The organism is Bradyrhizobium sp. PMVTL-01 (genome assembly GCF_051861855.1).
Taxonomy (GTDB): domain Bacteria; phylum Pseudomonadota; class Alphaproteobacteria; order Rhizobiales; family Xanthobacteraceae; genus Bradyrhizobium.
This window is the reverse complement of sequence record NZ_CP193982.1, coordinates 5,164,930-5,179,963: the sequence shown is the minus strand read 5'-3', so window position 1 is coordinate 5,179,963 and position 15,034 is coordinate 5,164,930. Positions and strand designations below refer to the sequence as shown.

Genomic DNA, 15,034 nt, shown 5'->3' with positions numbered 1-15,034 from the left:
GAAGAGGTGGGTTACGCCTTCGGCTAACCCGCCCACGAGACCGCGTTCACCGCCCCGCAAACAGCGCCCGCTCGCGTTCCACGATCTCGCCGATGTAATCCGCCACGGCCCTGATCCGCGCCAGGTCCTTGCTGTCGGCATGCATCAGCATCCAGAACGTCCGCGTGATCGAGATTTCCTCGGGCAGCACGGCCTTGAGCTGCGGATAGTCGCTCGCCATGAAATGCGGTAGCACGGCGATACCGAAGCCGGAGAGGGTGGCGTTGAGCTGCGCGATCAGATTGGCGCTGCGGAAGCGCGCGGAGATCCGCGGTGACACCTGCGGCAGATAGTCGAGCTCCGGCGTGAACAAGAGCTCCTCGATGTAGCCGACGAAGCGATGCTGCACCAGATCCTGCCGGGAGGTGATCTCTGGGAAGCGGTCGAGATAGGCGGGGGCGGCATAGAGCCCGAGGCGGTAGTCGAGCAGCTTGCGGCCGACGATGCGGCCTTCCTTCGGCATGGTCAGGCTGATCGCGATGTCGGCCTCGCGCTTGGAGAGGCTGAACAGCCGCGCGGTGGCCACAAGTTGTAGATCGAGATCGGGGTACCGGTCTGCGAACGGCGCCAGCCGCGGCGCCAGGAACGCGGTGCCGAAGCCATCAGGGGCGCCGATCCGCACCGTTCCGGTCAGCCGCGCCACAGAGCCGCCGACCTGCTCCTGGTTGGCGACGATGGTCGATTCCATCGCTTCGGCGCTATCGGCGACGCGCTGACCGGCCTCGGTGAGGAGGTAGCCGGTCTTGCGCCGGTCAAACAGCTTGGCCGAGAGGTGCTTTTCGAGCCGGTCGACGCGGCGGATCACCGTGGCATGGTCGACGCCGAGCTGTTTTGCCGCAGCCGAGACCGAACCGCCCCGCACGATGGCCAGCACGAAGCGAAAGTCGTCCCAGTCGATAGCGCCTTGATCCGGCATTTTCGCACATCTATGGTGCATTATCTCAGACTTGAATCCTATAAAATGCAGGTCAATAGGATTTGTCAAAGCGACCACGCTCGGCCTGTAGGAGACCATTCCATGCGTTCAATCGGACATTTCATCGGTGGCAAGGAGGTCAAGGGCACCTCTGGCCGCACTGCCGACGTTTTCGAGCCGATGACCGGCGACGTGCAGGCCAAGGTGGCGCTGGCGTCCAAGGCCGAGGTCCGTGCCGCCGTCGAGAACGCGCGCGCCGCACAGCCGGAATGGGCTGCGACCAATCCGCAGCGCCGCGCCCGCGTCATGATGAAGTTCCTGGAGCTGATCCAGCGCGACTACGACAAGCTCGCCGAGCTGCTCGCGCGCGAGCACGGCAAGACCGTGCCCGACGCCAAGGGCGACATCCAGCGCGGCCTCGAGGTCGTCGAGTTCGCCTGCGGCATCCCGCACCTGATGAAGGGCGAATACACGGAAGGAGCGGGCCCCGGCATCGACATCTATTCCATGCGCCAGGCGCTCGGCGTCGTCGCCGGCATCACGCCGTTCAACTTCCCGGCGATGATCCCGATGTGGAAGTTCGCTCCCGCCATCGCCTGCGGCAACGCCTTCATCCTCAAGCCGTCCGAGCGCGATCCCGGCGTGCCGATGAAGCTCGCCGAGCTCATGATCGAGGCGGGCCTGCCTGCCGGCATCCTCAACGTCGTCAACGGCGACAAGGAAGCGGTCGACGCCATCCTCGACGATCCCGACATCAAGGCCGTCGGCTTCGTCGGCTCGACGCCGATCGCGCAATACATCTACGAGCGCGCGGCTCAGACCGGCAAGCGCTGCCAATGCTTCGGCGGCGCCAAGAACCACGCCATCGTCATGCCCGACGCCGACATGGACCAGGCCGTCGATGCGCTGATCGGCGCCGGCTACGGCTCGGCCGGCGAGCGCTGCATGGCGGTCTCCGTCGCCGTGCCCGTCGGCAAGTCCACCGCCGACCGTCTCATGGAAAAGCTGATCCCGCGCGTCGAGTCGCTCAAGATCGGCACCTCGATCGATCCGTCCGCCGATTACGGTCCGCTGGTCACGCGCGAGGCGGTCGAGAAGGTGAAGAGCTACATCGACATCGGCATCAAGGAAGGCGCAACCCTCGCCGTCGACGGCCGCGGCTTCAAGATGCAGGGCTACGAGAACGGCTTCTATCTCGGCGGTTCGCTGTTCGACAACGTCACCAAGGACATGCGGATCTACAAGGAAGAGATCTTTGGTCCAGTGCTCTCGGTCGTGCGCGCGCACGACTACAAGGAAGCGCTGGCGCTGCCGTCCGACCATGACTACGGCAACGGCGTTGCCATCTTCACCCGCGACGGCGACGCCGCGCGCGACTTCGCGGCCAAGGTCAACGTCGGCATGGTCGGCATCAACGTGCCGATCCCGGTGCCGATCGCTTACTACACCTTCGGCGGCTGGAAGAAGTCGGGCTTCGGCGATCTCAACCAGCACGGCCCGGATTCGGTCCGCTTCTACACCAAGACCAAGACGGTGACCTCGCGTTGGCCGTCCGGCGTCAAGGAAGGTGCGGAGTTCTCGATCCCACTGATGAAGTAATCTCCTCAGCCGTCATTGCGAGGAGCCCTTGCGACGAAGCAATCCAGACTATCTCTGCGGTGGGATGCTGGATTGCTTCGCTGCGCTCGCAATGACGATGGAGTGAAAGGGTAGGCGGCGGCATGCAGTTCGCTCTGAACGAGGATCAGGTTGCGGTTCGCGACATGGCGTTGGCGTTTGCGGCGGAGAAGATCGCGCCGCATGCGCTGCGCTGGGACGAGGAGAAGCATTTCCCCGTCGACGTGATGCGCGAGGCGGCAATGCTCGGCATGGGCGGCATTTACATCCGCGACGACGTCGGCGGCTCGGCGATGTCGCGGTTCGACGCGGCGCTGATCTTCGAGGCGCTGGCGACGGGCTGCCCGACCACCTCGGCCTTCATCTCCATCCACAACATGGCGAGCTGGATGATCGATGCCTTCGGCAACGACACCCAGCGCCATCAATGGTTGCCGAAGCTCTGCACCATGGAGCTGATCGCGAGCTATTGCCTGACCGAGCCCGGCGCCGGCTCGGACGCGGCAGCGCTCCGCACCCGCGCGGTGCGCGACGGCGACCATTACGTGCTCAACGGCCAGAAGCAGTTCATCTCCGGCGCCGGCGGCACCGACCTGCTGGTGGCGATGGTCCGGACCGGCGGGGATGGCCCCGGTGGCATCTCGACGCTCGTCATCGACGGCAAGACGCCCGGCGTCTCCTTCGGCGCCAACGAGCGCAAGATGGGCTGGAACGCGCAGCCGACCCGCGCCGTCATGTTCGAGAACGCCCGCGTGCCTGTTACCAACCGCTTGAGCGAAGAGGGCGTCGGCTTCAAGATCGCGATGGCCGGCCTCGACGGCGGCCGCCTCAACATCACGGCTTGCTCGCTCGGCGGCGCGCAGGCCGCGCTCGACAAGGCCCGCGCCTACATGAAGGAACGCAAGGCGTTCGGAAAGCGCCTCGACGAATTTCAGGCGCTGCAGTTCCGTCTCGCCGACATGGCGATCGAGCTGGAGGCCGCGCGCACCTTCCTGTGGCGTGCTGCGGCGGCGCTCGACCGCAAGGACCCCGACGCCACAATGCTGTGCGCGATGGCAAAACGCTTCGGCACCGATGTCGGCTTCGAGGTCGCCAACCACGCGCTTCAGCTGCACGGCGGCTACGGGTACTTGAGCGAATACGGCATCGAGAAGATCGTGCGCGATCTGCGCGTGCACCAGATCCTCGAAGGCACCAATGAAATCATGCGGCTCATCGTGGCGCGCAAACTGATCGAGGGCGCGCGATGAGTGGCGTGGAAGAGGGCGATCTGGTCGCCCGCGTCGAGGGCGCCGCTGGCATCATCAGGCTGAACCGTCCCAAGGCGATCAACGCCGTGACGCTGGAGATGTTTCGCGACATCGAGAAGGCGCTCGACCGCTTCGAGGCCGATCCCGCCGTTGCCTTGATCCTGCTGGAGGGCGCCGGCGAGCGCGGCCTCTGCGCCGGCGGCGACATCCGCACGCTCTGGGAGAGCTCGAAGGCTGGTGGCGACCTCGGCAAGATCCTGTGGCGCGAGGAATACATCCTCAATGCCCGCATCAAGAAATTCCCAAAACCCTATGTTGCCTTCATGGACGGCATCGTGATGGGCGGCGGCGTGGGCCTTTCGGCGCATGCCAGTCATCGCGTGGTCACCGACCGGACCAAGCTGGCGATGCCCGAAGTCGGGCTCGGCTTCTTTCCTGATGTCGGCGGCACCTATCTGCTGTCGCGCTCGCCCGGCGAGATCGGCACCTATTTTGGCCTGACCGGCCAGACCATGAACGGGCCGGACGCGATCCACGCCAAATTTGCCGATTGGGTCGTGCCTGCAGCGAAGCTGCCCGAGCTGCGCGAAGCGCTGACGATGGTTCGTCCCGGTGCGACCGCCGCCGAGGTCGGAAAGCTGATCGACGGTTTTGCAACCGGCGAGACGGCGGGGCCGGTCGCGGCAAAGGAGCCGGCGATCGACGCGCTGTTCGGCTTTGACCGCATGGAAGACATCGTCGCTGCGCTCAAGCGTGACGGTTCCGACTTCGCCCAGGCCACGCTGAAGACGCTCAACGAAAAATCGCCGCGCGGCATGGTGGTGACGCTGAAGCTGCTGCGCCTCGCGCGCAAATCGTCGAGCCTGGAGCAGTGCCTGGTGCGCGAATATCGCGCCGCGCTGGAGGTCTTCCGCAGCGACGATTTCCGCGAAGGCGTCCGCGCCGCCGTGATCGACAAGGACCGCAACCCGACCTGGTCGCCGCCGCGGATCGAGGATGTGACGCCGGACATGCTTGCGCCGTATCTCGCCGAGATCGGCGTGGACGAGCTGAAGTTCAACTAATCAACGCTACAGCGGAGGAAACGACAATGGCCACGATCGCATTCATCGGTCTCGGCAACATGGGCGGCCCGATGGCCGCCAACCTCGTCAAGGCCGGCCACAAGGTGGTCGCGTTCGATCTCGTCGAGGCCTCCCGCAACCAGGCCAGGGCCGACGGCGCCAGCATCGCCGACAGCTCCGCAGGTGCGGTGAAGGGCGCCGATGTCGTGGTCACCATGCTGCCGGCCGGTAAGCACGTGCTTGGCGTCTGGAACGAGGTCGTGCCTGCCATGGCCAAGGGCGCGCTGATCATCGATAGCTCCACCATCGATGTCGAAAGCGCGCGCCAAGCGCATGCACTGGCCGCCAGGAATGGCGTGCTCTCGGTCGATGCGCCGGTCTCCGGCGGCACCGGCGGCGCCAAGGGGGCGACGCTCACCTTCATGTGCGGCGGTGACGACAAGGCATTTGCGGCGGCTAAGCCCGTGCTCGAGAACATGGGCAAGAAGATCGTGCATTGCGGCGGCGCCGGCGCGGGGCAGGCGGCAAAAATCTGCAACAACATGATCCTGGGCATTTCCATGATCGCGGTCAGCGAGGCCTTTGCGCTCGGTGAGAAGCTCGGGCTCTCGCACCAGGCGCTGTTCGACGTCGCCTCGACCTCGTCGGGTCAGTGCTGGTCGCTGACCACCTATTGCCCGGTTCCCGGACCGGTGCCGACCTCGCCGGCCAACAACGATTACAAGCCGGGCTTCGCCTCGGCGCTGATGGTGAAGGACCTGACGCTGGCGCAGGACGCCGCCAAGGCGGCGGGCGCGGCCACGCCGCTCGGCAAGCATGCACAGGAGATCTATCAGTCTTTCGAAGCAGCCGGGCAGGGCGGGGTGGATTTTTCCGGAATTATCAAGCACGTTAGAGCACTGGCCGGAAAATAGCCTTCGCTTGGTGCCCGGATAAAGCGAAGCGAAATCCGGGACGGCTCTTTCAATCGGCGCGACCGGCCTTCGGATTGCGCTTCGCTCCATCCGGGCGACGCTCGATGTTCAATTCGACGGGCCCGGACACCATGACGACATTTCAGGACGCCCGCGCGTTTCTGCTGGCCAATCGGACGGATTACGAGACAGCGGTCAAAGGCTTCCGCTGGCCCGATCCGGCTCCCTTCAACTGGGCGCTCGACTGGTTCGACGCCGAGCTCGCGGCCAATGCGGACAGCAAGGACCGTCCCGCGCTCTGGATTGTAGACGCGGCGCAGGACAAACAGACGAAACTGTCTTTTGCGGCGCTGTCGCGCCGCTCCAACCGGGTCGCGAACTTCCTCCGCGCGCAGGGCTTGAGGCGCGGCGATCATCTTCTGCTGCTGCTCGGCAATGTAGTTCCGTTGTGGGAGACGATGCTCGCCGCTATGAAGCTCGGCGTCGTCGTTATTCCCGCAACCACGCTGCTCACCGCCGACGAACTGCGTGACCGGCTCGATCGCGGCAAGGCGAGGGCGGTCGTCGCGGCGCAGGATCAGGTGGTAAAATTCGCAAGCTTAGGTGCCGACAATGTCGTCCGCATCGTCGTGGGTGCGACTTCGGATGGCTGGCTCGCCTATGACGAAGCGGCGAAGGCGCCCGAAAGCTTCACGCCCGACGATCCGACCCAAGCCGACGACCCGATGCTGCTCTATTTCACCTCGGGCACCACGGCAAAACCAAAGCTCGTCCGGCATAGCCAGCGCAGCTACCCGGTCGGTCATCTCTCGACGATGTACTGGATCGGCCTGAAGCCCGGCGATGTCCATCTCAACATCTCCTCGCCCGGGTGGGCCAAGCATGCCTGGAGCTGCTTCTTCGCGCCGTGGAACGCGGGCGCCACCGTGTTCGTGGTCAACCAGCCGCGCTTCGATGCCAAGGCCCTGCTCGCCACCATCGGCCGCTGCGGCGTCACCACGCTGTGCGCGCCGCCGACGGTGTGGCGGCTGTTCATCCAGGAGAACCTCGCCTCGTTCAAGGTGGCGTTGCGCGAAGTTTGCGGCGCCGGCGAGCCGCTCAATCCTGAAGTGATCGACCAGGTGCAGGCTGCCTGGGGCCTCACCATCCGCGACGGCTACGGCCAGACCGAGACCACCGCGCTCGCCGGCAACTCGCCGGGGCAAAAGATCAAGGTCGGCTCGATGGGCCGGCCGCTGCCGGGCTATCGTGTCCAGATCAGCGATGCCGACGGCAATCCCGCGAAGGAAGGGGAGGTGACGCTCGTGCTGGGCGATGACCGCCCAGCCGGCCTGATGCAGGGTTATCAGGGCGACGAGGGCAAATTGTCCGGCGCTGAAGGCGCGCTCTATCGCAGCGGCGACGTCGTGTTCGAAGACGCGGACGGCTATCTCACCTTCGTCGGCCGCTCCGACGACGTGTTCAAATCCTCCGACTATCGCATCAGCCCGTTCGAGCTGGAGAGCGTGCTGCTCGAGCATGAACTCGTCGCCGAAGCCGCGGTGGTGCCGAGCCCCGATCCGATCCGGCTCGCGGTCCCCAAGGCCTTCGTGCTGCTGATTTCGGGCGCGGAACGTTCGCCGGAAACCGCGCTGTCCATCTTCAAGCACCTGCACACGCGCCTGGCGCCGTTCAAGCGCATCCGCCGCCTCGAAATCGTCACCGAGCTGCCGAAGACGATCTCTGGCAAAATCCGTCGCGTACAGCTACGACGGCTGGAACGCGACGATGATCGGAGCGATCCGCTGCGCGGCCGGGAATTCCGCGAGGAGGATTTTCCAGAGCTGCCGACAACACGGAGTGAGACCTAAGTGAACGAAGTCTGGAAGAAGCCGCCGATTGCGCTCGAGGCCTATCAGGCCATGGTCGGCAAGGAGATCGGCGTGTCCTCATGGCACCTGATCGACCAGCCCCGCATCGACACCTATGCCGACGTGATCGAGGATCACCAGTTCATCCACGTCGATCCGGAACGCGCGAAGAAGGAGACCGCCTTCGGCACCACCATCGCGCACGGCTTTCTCACGATGTCGCTGCTGTCGATCATGTCCTACGAGGTGATGCCCGTGATCGCCGGCACCACGATGGGCGTGAATTACGGCTTCGACAAGCTGCGCTTCATCTCGCCGGTGCGCTCCGGCAAGCGCGTCCGCGGCCGTTTCGTGCTGGCGGAAGCGAAGCTGCGCAAGCCCAATGAGCTGCAGTCCCGCACCAACGTCACGGTCGAGATCGAGGGCGAGGACAAGCCCGCGCTGGTCGCCGACTGGCTCGGCCTGATCTATTTCGCCTGACCTGAGGCATCGTTGCCGGGCTTGACCCGGCAACCCATCGCTGCTCAAAAAGCGACCCACTGGGTTTCACCCTCTCCCCTTGTGGGAGAGGGTGGCTTCGCGAAGCGAAGCCGGGTGAGGGGTATCTCTCCGCGAGCTCCGCTTTTGACAGATACCCTCATCCGGCGCTTCGCGCCACCTTGTCCCGCAAGGGGAGAAGGAAGAAAGGAAACGCACTCATGGCAATCAGGTTCGACGGACGCGTCGCTATCGTCACCGGCGCAGGCAATGGTCTCGGACGCGCGCATGCGCTGGGGCTTGCCAGCCGCGGCGCCAAGGTCGTGGTCAACGATTTCGGCGGCGCGCGCGACGGCACCGGCGGCTCGCTGTCGCCGGCGGAGGCCGTGGTCGAGGAGATCCGCAAGGCCGGCGGCACCGCGATGGCCGACGGCGCCGACGTCTCCAGTTTCGAGCAGGTCACCGCCATGGTCGAGCGCGCCACCAGGGAGTGGGGCAGCGTTGACCTCTTGTGCGCCAATGCCGGCATCCTGCGCGACAAGTCGTTCGCCAAAATGGAAGCCGCCGATTTCCAGAAGGTGCTCGACGTGCATCTCGTCGGCACGTTCTATTGCTGCAAGGCGGCCTGGGCCGGCATGCGCGACCGCAACTACGGCCGCATCGTGCTGACGACATCGTCCTCGGGCCTCTACGGCAATTTCGGCCAGGCCAATTACGGCGCGGCGAAGTCGGGCATGGTCGGACTGATGAACGTCCTGGCCGAGGAAGGACGCAAGAACAACATCCGCGTCAACATCATCTCGCCGACGGCGGCGACCCGCATGACCGAGGAGCTGCTGCCGCCGCAGGCGCTGCAGCTGATGAAGCCGAACGCGATCACGCCGGCGGTCGAGTACATGCTGAGTGAGGACGCTCCGACCCGTACCATCATGGGCGCTGGTGCCGGCTCCTTCGCCGTGATCAAGATCGTGGAGAGCGAAGGCATCAACCTGCCGGAGAGTGAGTGGACGCCGGACGCGATCGCCGCGCATTTCGCCGAGATCAGCGACATGTCGAAGGCGAGGGCTCTGCTGGGCGCCTTCGAGCAGACGCAGAAATACGTCGCGCAGGCCGCGGCGCGGGCGGGGATCAAGCTCTGACTGACGCGGCCGTCATCGGTGCCGGTCCCGCCGGGCTGATGGCGGCGGAGGTGCTGGCGCAAGGCGGTGCCCGAGTCACCGTCTATGACGCCATGCCGTCGGCGGGCCGCAAATTCCTCATGGCGGGCCGCGGGGGGCTCAACCTCACCCACAGCGAGCCGCTGCCCCAGTTCATGACGCGCTATCGCGAAGCGGCACCGAGGCTGCAAGCCGCGATCGAGGCATTTTCACCCGACGCGTTGCGGGCCTGGAGCGAGGCCTTGGGCGAGCCGACTTTTGTCGGCAGCAGCGGGCGGGTGTTTCCCAAGGCGTTCAAGGCGTCTCCGCTGCTGCGCGCCTGGTTGCGGCGGCTCGATGCCGCCGGCGTGCAATTCGCCTTTCGTCATCGCTGGAGCGGCTGGGACGGCGAAGGGCGGCTGCTGTTTCGAACACCAGATGGCGCATCGGCCGTAGACGTTTGCGGCACCGTGCTCGCGCTCGGGGGCGCAAGCTGGCCACGTCTGGGTTCGGATGGCGGCTGGGTCGACATCCTCGCGGCAAAAGGCGTTGCCATCTCAAAACTGCGGCCGGCCAATTCCGGCTTCACGGTCGCATGGTCCGATCTCTTCCGCGACCGCTTCGAAGGGCAGCCGCTCAAGGGCGTGGCGCTGACGATCGGCGCACACACGGTGCGCGGCGAAGCCATGATCATCCGCAGCGGCATCGAAGGGGGAGCGATCTACGCGCTCTCGGCGGAGCTGCGCGGGGCGGTGCTCGGGCTCGGGCAGGCGACTCTGACCATCGCGTTGCGGCCCGATCTCGACGCCGCCGCACTGACCAGGCGGCTGTCAGGCACGCGCGGCAAGCAGTCGCTGGCGAACTTCCTGCGCAAAGCGGCACAACTGTCGCCAGTCGGCATCGGCCTGATGCAGGAGGCGGCCATTGCGTCGGGCCGGTCGCTAGCGGCGTTGTCGCCGGCCGAACTGGCGCAGCTGATCAATGCCATTCCGCTTCAGCTCACCGGCACAGCCCCGCTCGATCGCGCGATCTCGACCGCGGGCGGGATCGCCTTCGACGAGCTCGACGAGCACTTCATGCTGAGCAAATTGCCCGGCGTGTTCGCCGCCGGCGAGATGCTGGACTGGGAGGCGCCAACCGGCGGCTATCTATTGCAGGCCTCGTTTGCGACGGGCGTCTCGGCGGGCACGGGTGCGCTGGAGTGGCTAAAGCGCTAACCACCGTCATTGCGAGCGTAGCGAAGCAATCCAGAATCCCTCCGCGGAGGTGGTCTGGATTGCTTCGTCGCAAGAGCTCCTCGCAATGACGGTTGGGAGAGATGCGCCGCCTATCTCAGAAATCGTTGGTGGGCAAAGGCGAAGCGCCGTGCCCAGGGCGGACAAGTCGCTTTGCCTGCCCTAGGGCACCGCCGCCTACCGCAGCTTCCCGCGCGCAGCCACCGGCAGCGTGCCGATGATCTCCTCGCCGCGCACCATCACCACCTCGTCCATCATGTTGACGACGACGCAGACGTGGTTCGGCACGATGCGGACGACATCGCCGACATTGGGTCGCGTGTTGCTGCGGGAGAGGTCGAGGAAGCCGTGCTCCTCGGCGAACTTCGCGATTCTAGCCTCGGGGTGCTCCAGGATCAGGCCGTGGCCGTCGAGGCCGCCGGTGTCCGTGGTCAGAGTCTTCGAGCCGGCATCCAGAATGCCGCGCTCGGGTGCGGCGCGGCTCACCACGGTCGAATAGATGTACAGCGCGCAGTCGTCCCAGGTGGCGGAGCCGGCCGCGACCTGCATGCGGTCGTTGTAGATGTAGGTGCCGAAGCGGTGCTCGGTGCCGCCCTTGAGCTTGCCGATGTTGACGAGGTTCGGCGTGCCGCCGGTCGAGACGATCTTTGCATCCAGCCCGTGCGCGCGCACGCCGGCCAGCGCCTCGTCGTAGAATTTCTGCGCGTCCGCCCAGCCGGTCTCGGTCGGATAGAGCATGAAGCCCGCGAATTGAAGCCCCTTGGACGCGGCGATCTCGCGTGCCAGCGCGATCGCCTCGCCGGGCGTCTCGACGCCGGCGCGCTTGCGGCCCGTGTCGCACTCGACCACGACCGAGAGCGGACGGCCGGACGCCGCAGCCGCCTTCGGCAGGCCGGCGACGACGGTCGAGTTGTCGGCAGCGACCGTCATGTTGGTCCTGGCATTCAGCGCGCCGAGACGCGCCATCTTTTCCTCGCCCAGCAGGTTGTAGCTGATCAGGATGTCGTCGATGCCGGCATTGGCCATGATCTCGGCCTCGCCGATCTTCTGGCAGGTGATGCCCTTGGCGCCGGCCGCGACCTGCATCTTCGCAATCGTTGGGTTCTTGTGCGTCTTGATGTGCGGACGGTTGGCGATGCCGGCGTCGTCGCAGGCCTTCTGGATCCGCGCGATGTTGCGCTCGACCCTGTCCATGTCGATGACGGCGCAGGGCGTGCCGTATTCGCGGGCGATCTTGGCGGCGAGGGGAGTGGTCATGGGAGTCTCTTAGTTGGCGCGCATTCCGATTGCAAAACCGGTACCTACTTTTGCGGAATACGCGCTAGGCCTGTTCTATCTCTTCGCGGAGCATTTCAAGTTCGAGCCAGCGCTCTTCGGCGGCGGACAGTTCTTCGTGCGCCTTGGCGATCGCGGCCGATGCATCGTCGAATTTCTTGCGATCCTTGGCATAGAGGTTGGGATCGTCGAGCACGCGCTGCAATTTTGCAATATCGGCGTGAAGGGCTTCCATCTTCTTCGGCAACGTTTCCAGCGCGTGCTTCTCGTTGAAGCTGAGCTTGCGCTTCGGCGCGGACGAAGGAGCAGCGGCGCGCTCTTCCTTCTTTTCCACAGCCGGTTGCGCCTTCGCCGTCTCGCGCTTCAGGTCCGCGCCGCGCTGGCTCAGCATGTCGCTGTAGCCGCCGGCATACTCGATCCACTTGCCGTCGCCTTCGGGTGCGATCACGGAGGTGACGATGCGGTCGAGGAAGTCGCGGTCATGGCTGATCAGGATGACGGTGCCTTCGTAATCGCCGAGCATCTCCTCGAGCACGTCGAGCGTCTCGAGGTCGAGATCGTTGGTCGGCTCGTCCAGCACCAGAAGGTTCGACGGTTTCGCCAGTGCGCGTGCCAGCATCAGCCGGCCGCGCTCGCCGCCGGAGAGCACCTCCACCGGCGTGCCGCGCTGCTCCTGCGCGAACAGGAAGTCCTTCATGTAGCCGACCACATGCTTCGGCTTGCCGCCGACCATGATTTGGTCGCCACGTCCGCCGGTCAGCGCCTCGGCCAGTGTCGACTTGGGATCGAGGCTTTCCCGGTGCTGGTCGAGCGTGGCCGTCTCCAGATTGGCACCCAGCCGCACGGTACCGGAATCGGGCTCCGCGCCGCCGGTAAGGAGATTGACCAGCGTGGTCTTGCCGGCGCCATTCGGGCCGATGATGCCAAGCCGGTCGCCGCGCTGGATGCGCGTCGAGAAATTCTCGACGATTTTCCTCTCGCCGTAGGCCTTGGTGATGCCCTTGGCTTCGATTACCAGCTTGCCGGATTGTTCCGCCTCCGCCGCCGCGAGACTGGCGGTGCCGGCGGTGCCGCGATAGTTGCGGCGCTGGTCGCGCAGCGCATGCAGATTGGCGAGCCGCTTGACGTTGCGCTTGCGCCGGCCGGAGACGCCGTGGCGCAGCCAGTGCTCCTCGTCGACGATCTTGCGGTCGAGCTTGTGCTGGTCGCGCTCTTCTTCCGCGAGCACCTCGTCGCGCCAGCTCTCGAACGAGGCAAAGCCGCGATCGATCTGCTTGATCCTGCCGCGGTCGAGCCATGCCGTGGAGCGCGAGAGATTGGTCAGGAAGCGGCGGTCGTGGCTGATCAGCACCAGCGCGCTACGGCGGCTGTCGAGCTCCTGTTCCAGCCACTCGATGGTGGAGAGGTCGAGATGGTTGGTGGGCTCGTCCAGCAGCAGGATATCGGGCGAGGGCGCCAGCACGCAGGCGAGCGCGGCGCGACGCGCCTCGCCGCCGGAGAGATTGTGCGGGCTCTCCTCGCCGGTGAGGCCAAGCTGCTCGAGGAGGTAGCGCGCCTGGTGATGGTCGTCACCAGGCGCAAGGCCCGCCTCGACATAGGCGAGCGTGGTCTTGTGGTCGCCGAAGTCGGGCTCCTGCGGCAAATAGCGGACGGTCGCGCCGGGCTGCACGAACCGCGTGCCGCCGTCGGGCTCGACAAGGCCCGCCGCGATTCTGAGCAGCGTCGACTTGCCCGAGCCGTTGCGGCCGATCAGGCAGACGCGCTCGCCTGGCGCGACATTGAGCTCGACACCCGACAGCAGCGGCGTGCCGCCAAAAGTCAGCCTGATGTCTTTCAATTGGATCAGCGGCGGCGCCATGATCAGCTCTGGCTCGTGGCGGCTTGGTCGGCGCGGCGGCGCTGGATCCGGCGCAGCGTCTGGTCCAGCGCGGAGAGGAAGGCGGAGCGGTCGCGCGGCGCGAACGAGCGAGGACCGCCGGTGACTTCGCCCGCCGAGCGCAGATCCGTCATCAGATTGCGCACCGCCAGCGTCATGCCGATAGACTCTTCCGTGAACGGCTTGCCGTTCGGGGCGATCACATCGGCTCCTCGCTTGACGCAGCGGCTCGCCAGCGGAATGTCCGATGTCACGACGACGTCGCCGGGCCTGGCCCGCTCCGCGATCCAGTCATCGGCCGCGTCCATGCCGCTACCTGCGGCGATCCGCTCGATCAGAGGATCGTGGGGCACGCGGATAAAATTGCCGGCGACCACGCTTACGGGCACGCCGTGCCGGATCGCGACGCGGTAGATCTCGTCCTTCACCGGGCAGGCGTCGGCGTCGACATAGATGCGGGTAGGGGTCTCGGTCATTCCGCCGCGTGGTACCCCATTCGGGCCGCAAAGGCGAGGGGATTGACCGTTGTTCCCCGCGGCCTACGATTGGCCCCGAAACAACAAGAATTTGGGGAAAGGCCCACATGCCGAACCGGCTCGAAACCTACCGCGTCGAGGCCTACAACACCGCAAAACAGTCCGAGAACAGGATGCACGACGACACGGTGGCCCGCCGCTTCGGCTTCAAGGGCGGGCTGGTCCCGGGCGTCGACGTGTTCGCCTACATGATGCATGTGCCGCTGGCCCGCTGGGGCCGCGATTTCCTGTCACGCGGGCTGGTTGAGGCCCGCTTCATCAAACCGGTCTACGACGGTGAGGCCGCAGACATCGACGCGACCGAGCACAACGGCCTGCTCACGATCGAGGTGTTCAGCCGCACCGAACTGTGCGCGACGGGGACGGCCTCACTGCCTGCGGCCGTGCCCGCGGTTTTGCTGAGCGATTATGTCGAGGTCCCGGCGATCGCCGAGCGCAAGCCGGTCGGCCCCGCCACCTTCGAGACCGGCAAGTGGCTCGGAACGGCGCCGCGCCGCTGGGCCGGGCAGGCGGCGACAGAGTATCTCGCTGACATCAGGGAATCCAACCCGGTCTTCGCGAGCGAGGGCCTCGGCCATCCCGGCCTGATCCAGCGGGTCATGAACTGCGTCCTCGTCGACAACACCGTTCTGGGCCCGTGGATCCACGTCGGTAGCCGCATGCAGCTCTTGTCGGCCGTGCGCGCTGGCGACGAGATCACCGCACGGGCCAAGGTGACCGCGAACTACGAGAAGAAGGGCCACCGCTTCGTCGAGCTGGACGCGCTGGTCGTCGCCAACGGCACCACGCCGCTGGCGCATTGCCAACACGCTGCGATCTACCAGCCGCGCGAGCAGGCGGCGGCCTGAA

At 65.9% G+C, this 15,034-nt stretch carries 13 protein-coding genes; 9 read left to right on the top strand and 4 right to left on the bottom strand.

The features are described 5' to 3' along the window. Positions 1–46: 46 nt before the first annotated feature. Positions 47–955, bottom strand: coding sequence for a LysR family transcriptional regulator (locus ACRQ5Q_RS25355; RefSeq protein ID WP_439392662.1), 909 nt, complete (start codon positions 953–955; stop codon positions 47–49). A gap of 102 nt (positions 956–1,057) precedes the next feature. On the opposite strand from ACRQ5Q_RS25355, the gene ACRQ5Q_RS25350 reads away from it, so the two are divergent. The 8 genes from ACRQ5Q_RS25350 to ACRQ5Q_RS25315 all read left to right on the top strand — a co-directional run bounded on the left by ACRQ5Q_RS25350 (position 1,058) and on the right by ACRQ5Q_RS25315 (position 10,480). Continuing rightward, positions 1,058–2,554: a CoA-acylating methylmalonate-semialdehyde dehydrogenase gene (locus ACRQ5Q_RS25350; protein WP_439374995.1), complete on the top strand. Its 1,497-nt coding sequence runs from the start codon at positions 1,058–1,060 to the stop codon at positions 2,552–2,554. A gap of 122 nt (positions 2,555–2,676) precedes the next feature. After that, positions 2,677–3,822 (top strand): isobutyryl-CoA dehydrogenase, encoded by a 1,146-nt coding sequence (locus ACRQ5Q_RS25345; protein ID WP_439392661.1) that lies wholly within the window; start codon positions 2,677–2,679, stop codon positions 3,820–3,822. Continuing rightward, the gene (locus ACRQ5Q_RS25340; protein ID WP_439392660.1) at positions 3,819–4,886 is read left to right on the top strand and encodes an enoyl-CoA hydratase/isomerase family protein; all 1,068 of its coding nucleotides are present in this window, start codon (positions 3,819–3,821) and stop codon (positions 4,884–4,886) included. The genes ACRQ5Q_RS25345 and ACRQ5Q_RS25340 overlap by 4 nt, the downstream gene beginning before the upstream one ends. 26 nt (positions 4,887–4,912) lie before the next feature. Further along, positions 4,913–5,800, top strand: coding sequence for a 3-hydroxyisobutyrate dehydrogenase (mmsB, locus tag ACRQ5Q_RS25335; RefSeq protein WP_439374998.1), 888 nt, complete (start codon positions 4,913–4,915; stop codon positions 5,798–5,800). 131 nt (positions 5,801–5,931) lie between these two features. Next, positions 5,932–7,650: an AMP-binding protein gene (locus ACRQ5Q_RS25330; RefSeq protein WP_439399865.1), complete on the top strand. Its 1,719-nt coding sequence runs from the start codon at positions 5,932–5,934 to the stop codon at positions 7,648–7,650. Next, entirely contained in the window at positions 7,651–8,130 is a 480-nt protein-coding gene (locus tag ACRQ5Q_RS25325; RefSeq protein ID WP_027543107.1) for a MaoC family dehydratase, read from the top strand. 218 nt (positions 8,131–8,348) lie between these two features. After that, the gene (locus ACRQ5Q_RS25320; RefSeq protein WP_439374999.1) at positions 8,349–9,266 is read left to right on the top strand and encodes an SDR family NAD(P)-dependent oxidoreductase; all 918 of its coding nucleotides are present in this window, start codon (positions 8,349–8,351) and stop codon (positions 9,264–9,266) included. A gap of 38 nt (positions 9,267–9,304) precedes the next feature. Further along, the gene (locus tag ACRQ5Q_RS25315) at positions 9,305–10,480 is read left to right on the top strand and encodes an NAD(P)/FAD-dependent oxidoreductase (protein ID WP_439392659.1); all 1,176 of its coding nucleotides are present in this window, start codon (positions 9,305–9,307) and stop codon (positions 10,478–10,480) included. Between the two features lie 195 nt (positions 10,481–10,675). On the opposite strand, the gene ACRQ5Q_RS25310 is transcribed toward ACRQ5Q_RS25315, so the two are convergent. The 3 genes from ACRQ5Q_RS25310 to ACRQ5Q_RS25300 form a co-directional block, all read right to left on the bottom strand. Beyond that, a complete protein-coding gene (locus tag ACRQ5Q_RS25310; RefSeq protein ID WP_439392658.1) occupies positions 10,676–11,755 on the bottom strand; it encodes a D-TA family PLP-dependent enzyme in 1,080 nt (359 codons plus the stop codon). A 64-nt stretch (positions 11,756–11,819) separates the two neighbouring features. Continuing rightward, on the bottom strand, positions 11,820–13,631 hold the full coding sequence (locus ACRQ5Q_RS25305) for an ABC-F family ATP-binding cassette domain-containing protein (RefSeq protein WP_439392657.1): 1,812 nt from the start codon (positions 13,629–13,631) through the stop codon (positions 11,820–11,822). Between the two features lie 2 nt (positions 13,632–13,633). Further along, positions 13,634–14,125 carry a YaiI/YqxD family protein gene (locus ACRQ5Q_RS25300; protein ID WP_439375004.1) on the bottom strand — a complete coding sequence of 164 codons (492 nt, stop codon included), beginning with the start codon at positions 14,123–14,125 and terminating at the stop codon, positions 13,634–13,636. Positions 14,126–14,232: 107 nt separating this feature from the next. Here ACRQ5Q_RS25300 and ACRQ5Q_RS25295 point away from each other — a divergent pair, with 107 nt between their 5' ends. Further along, entirely contained in the window at positions 14,233–15,033 is an 801-nt protein-coding gene (locus ACRQ5Q_RS25295) for a hypothetical protein (protein WP_439392656.1), read from the top strand. The last annotated feature ends 1 nt before the right edge of the window (position 15,034 follow it).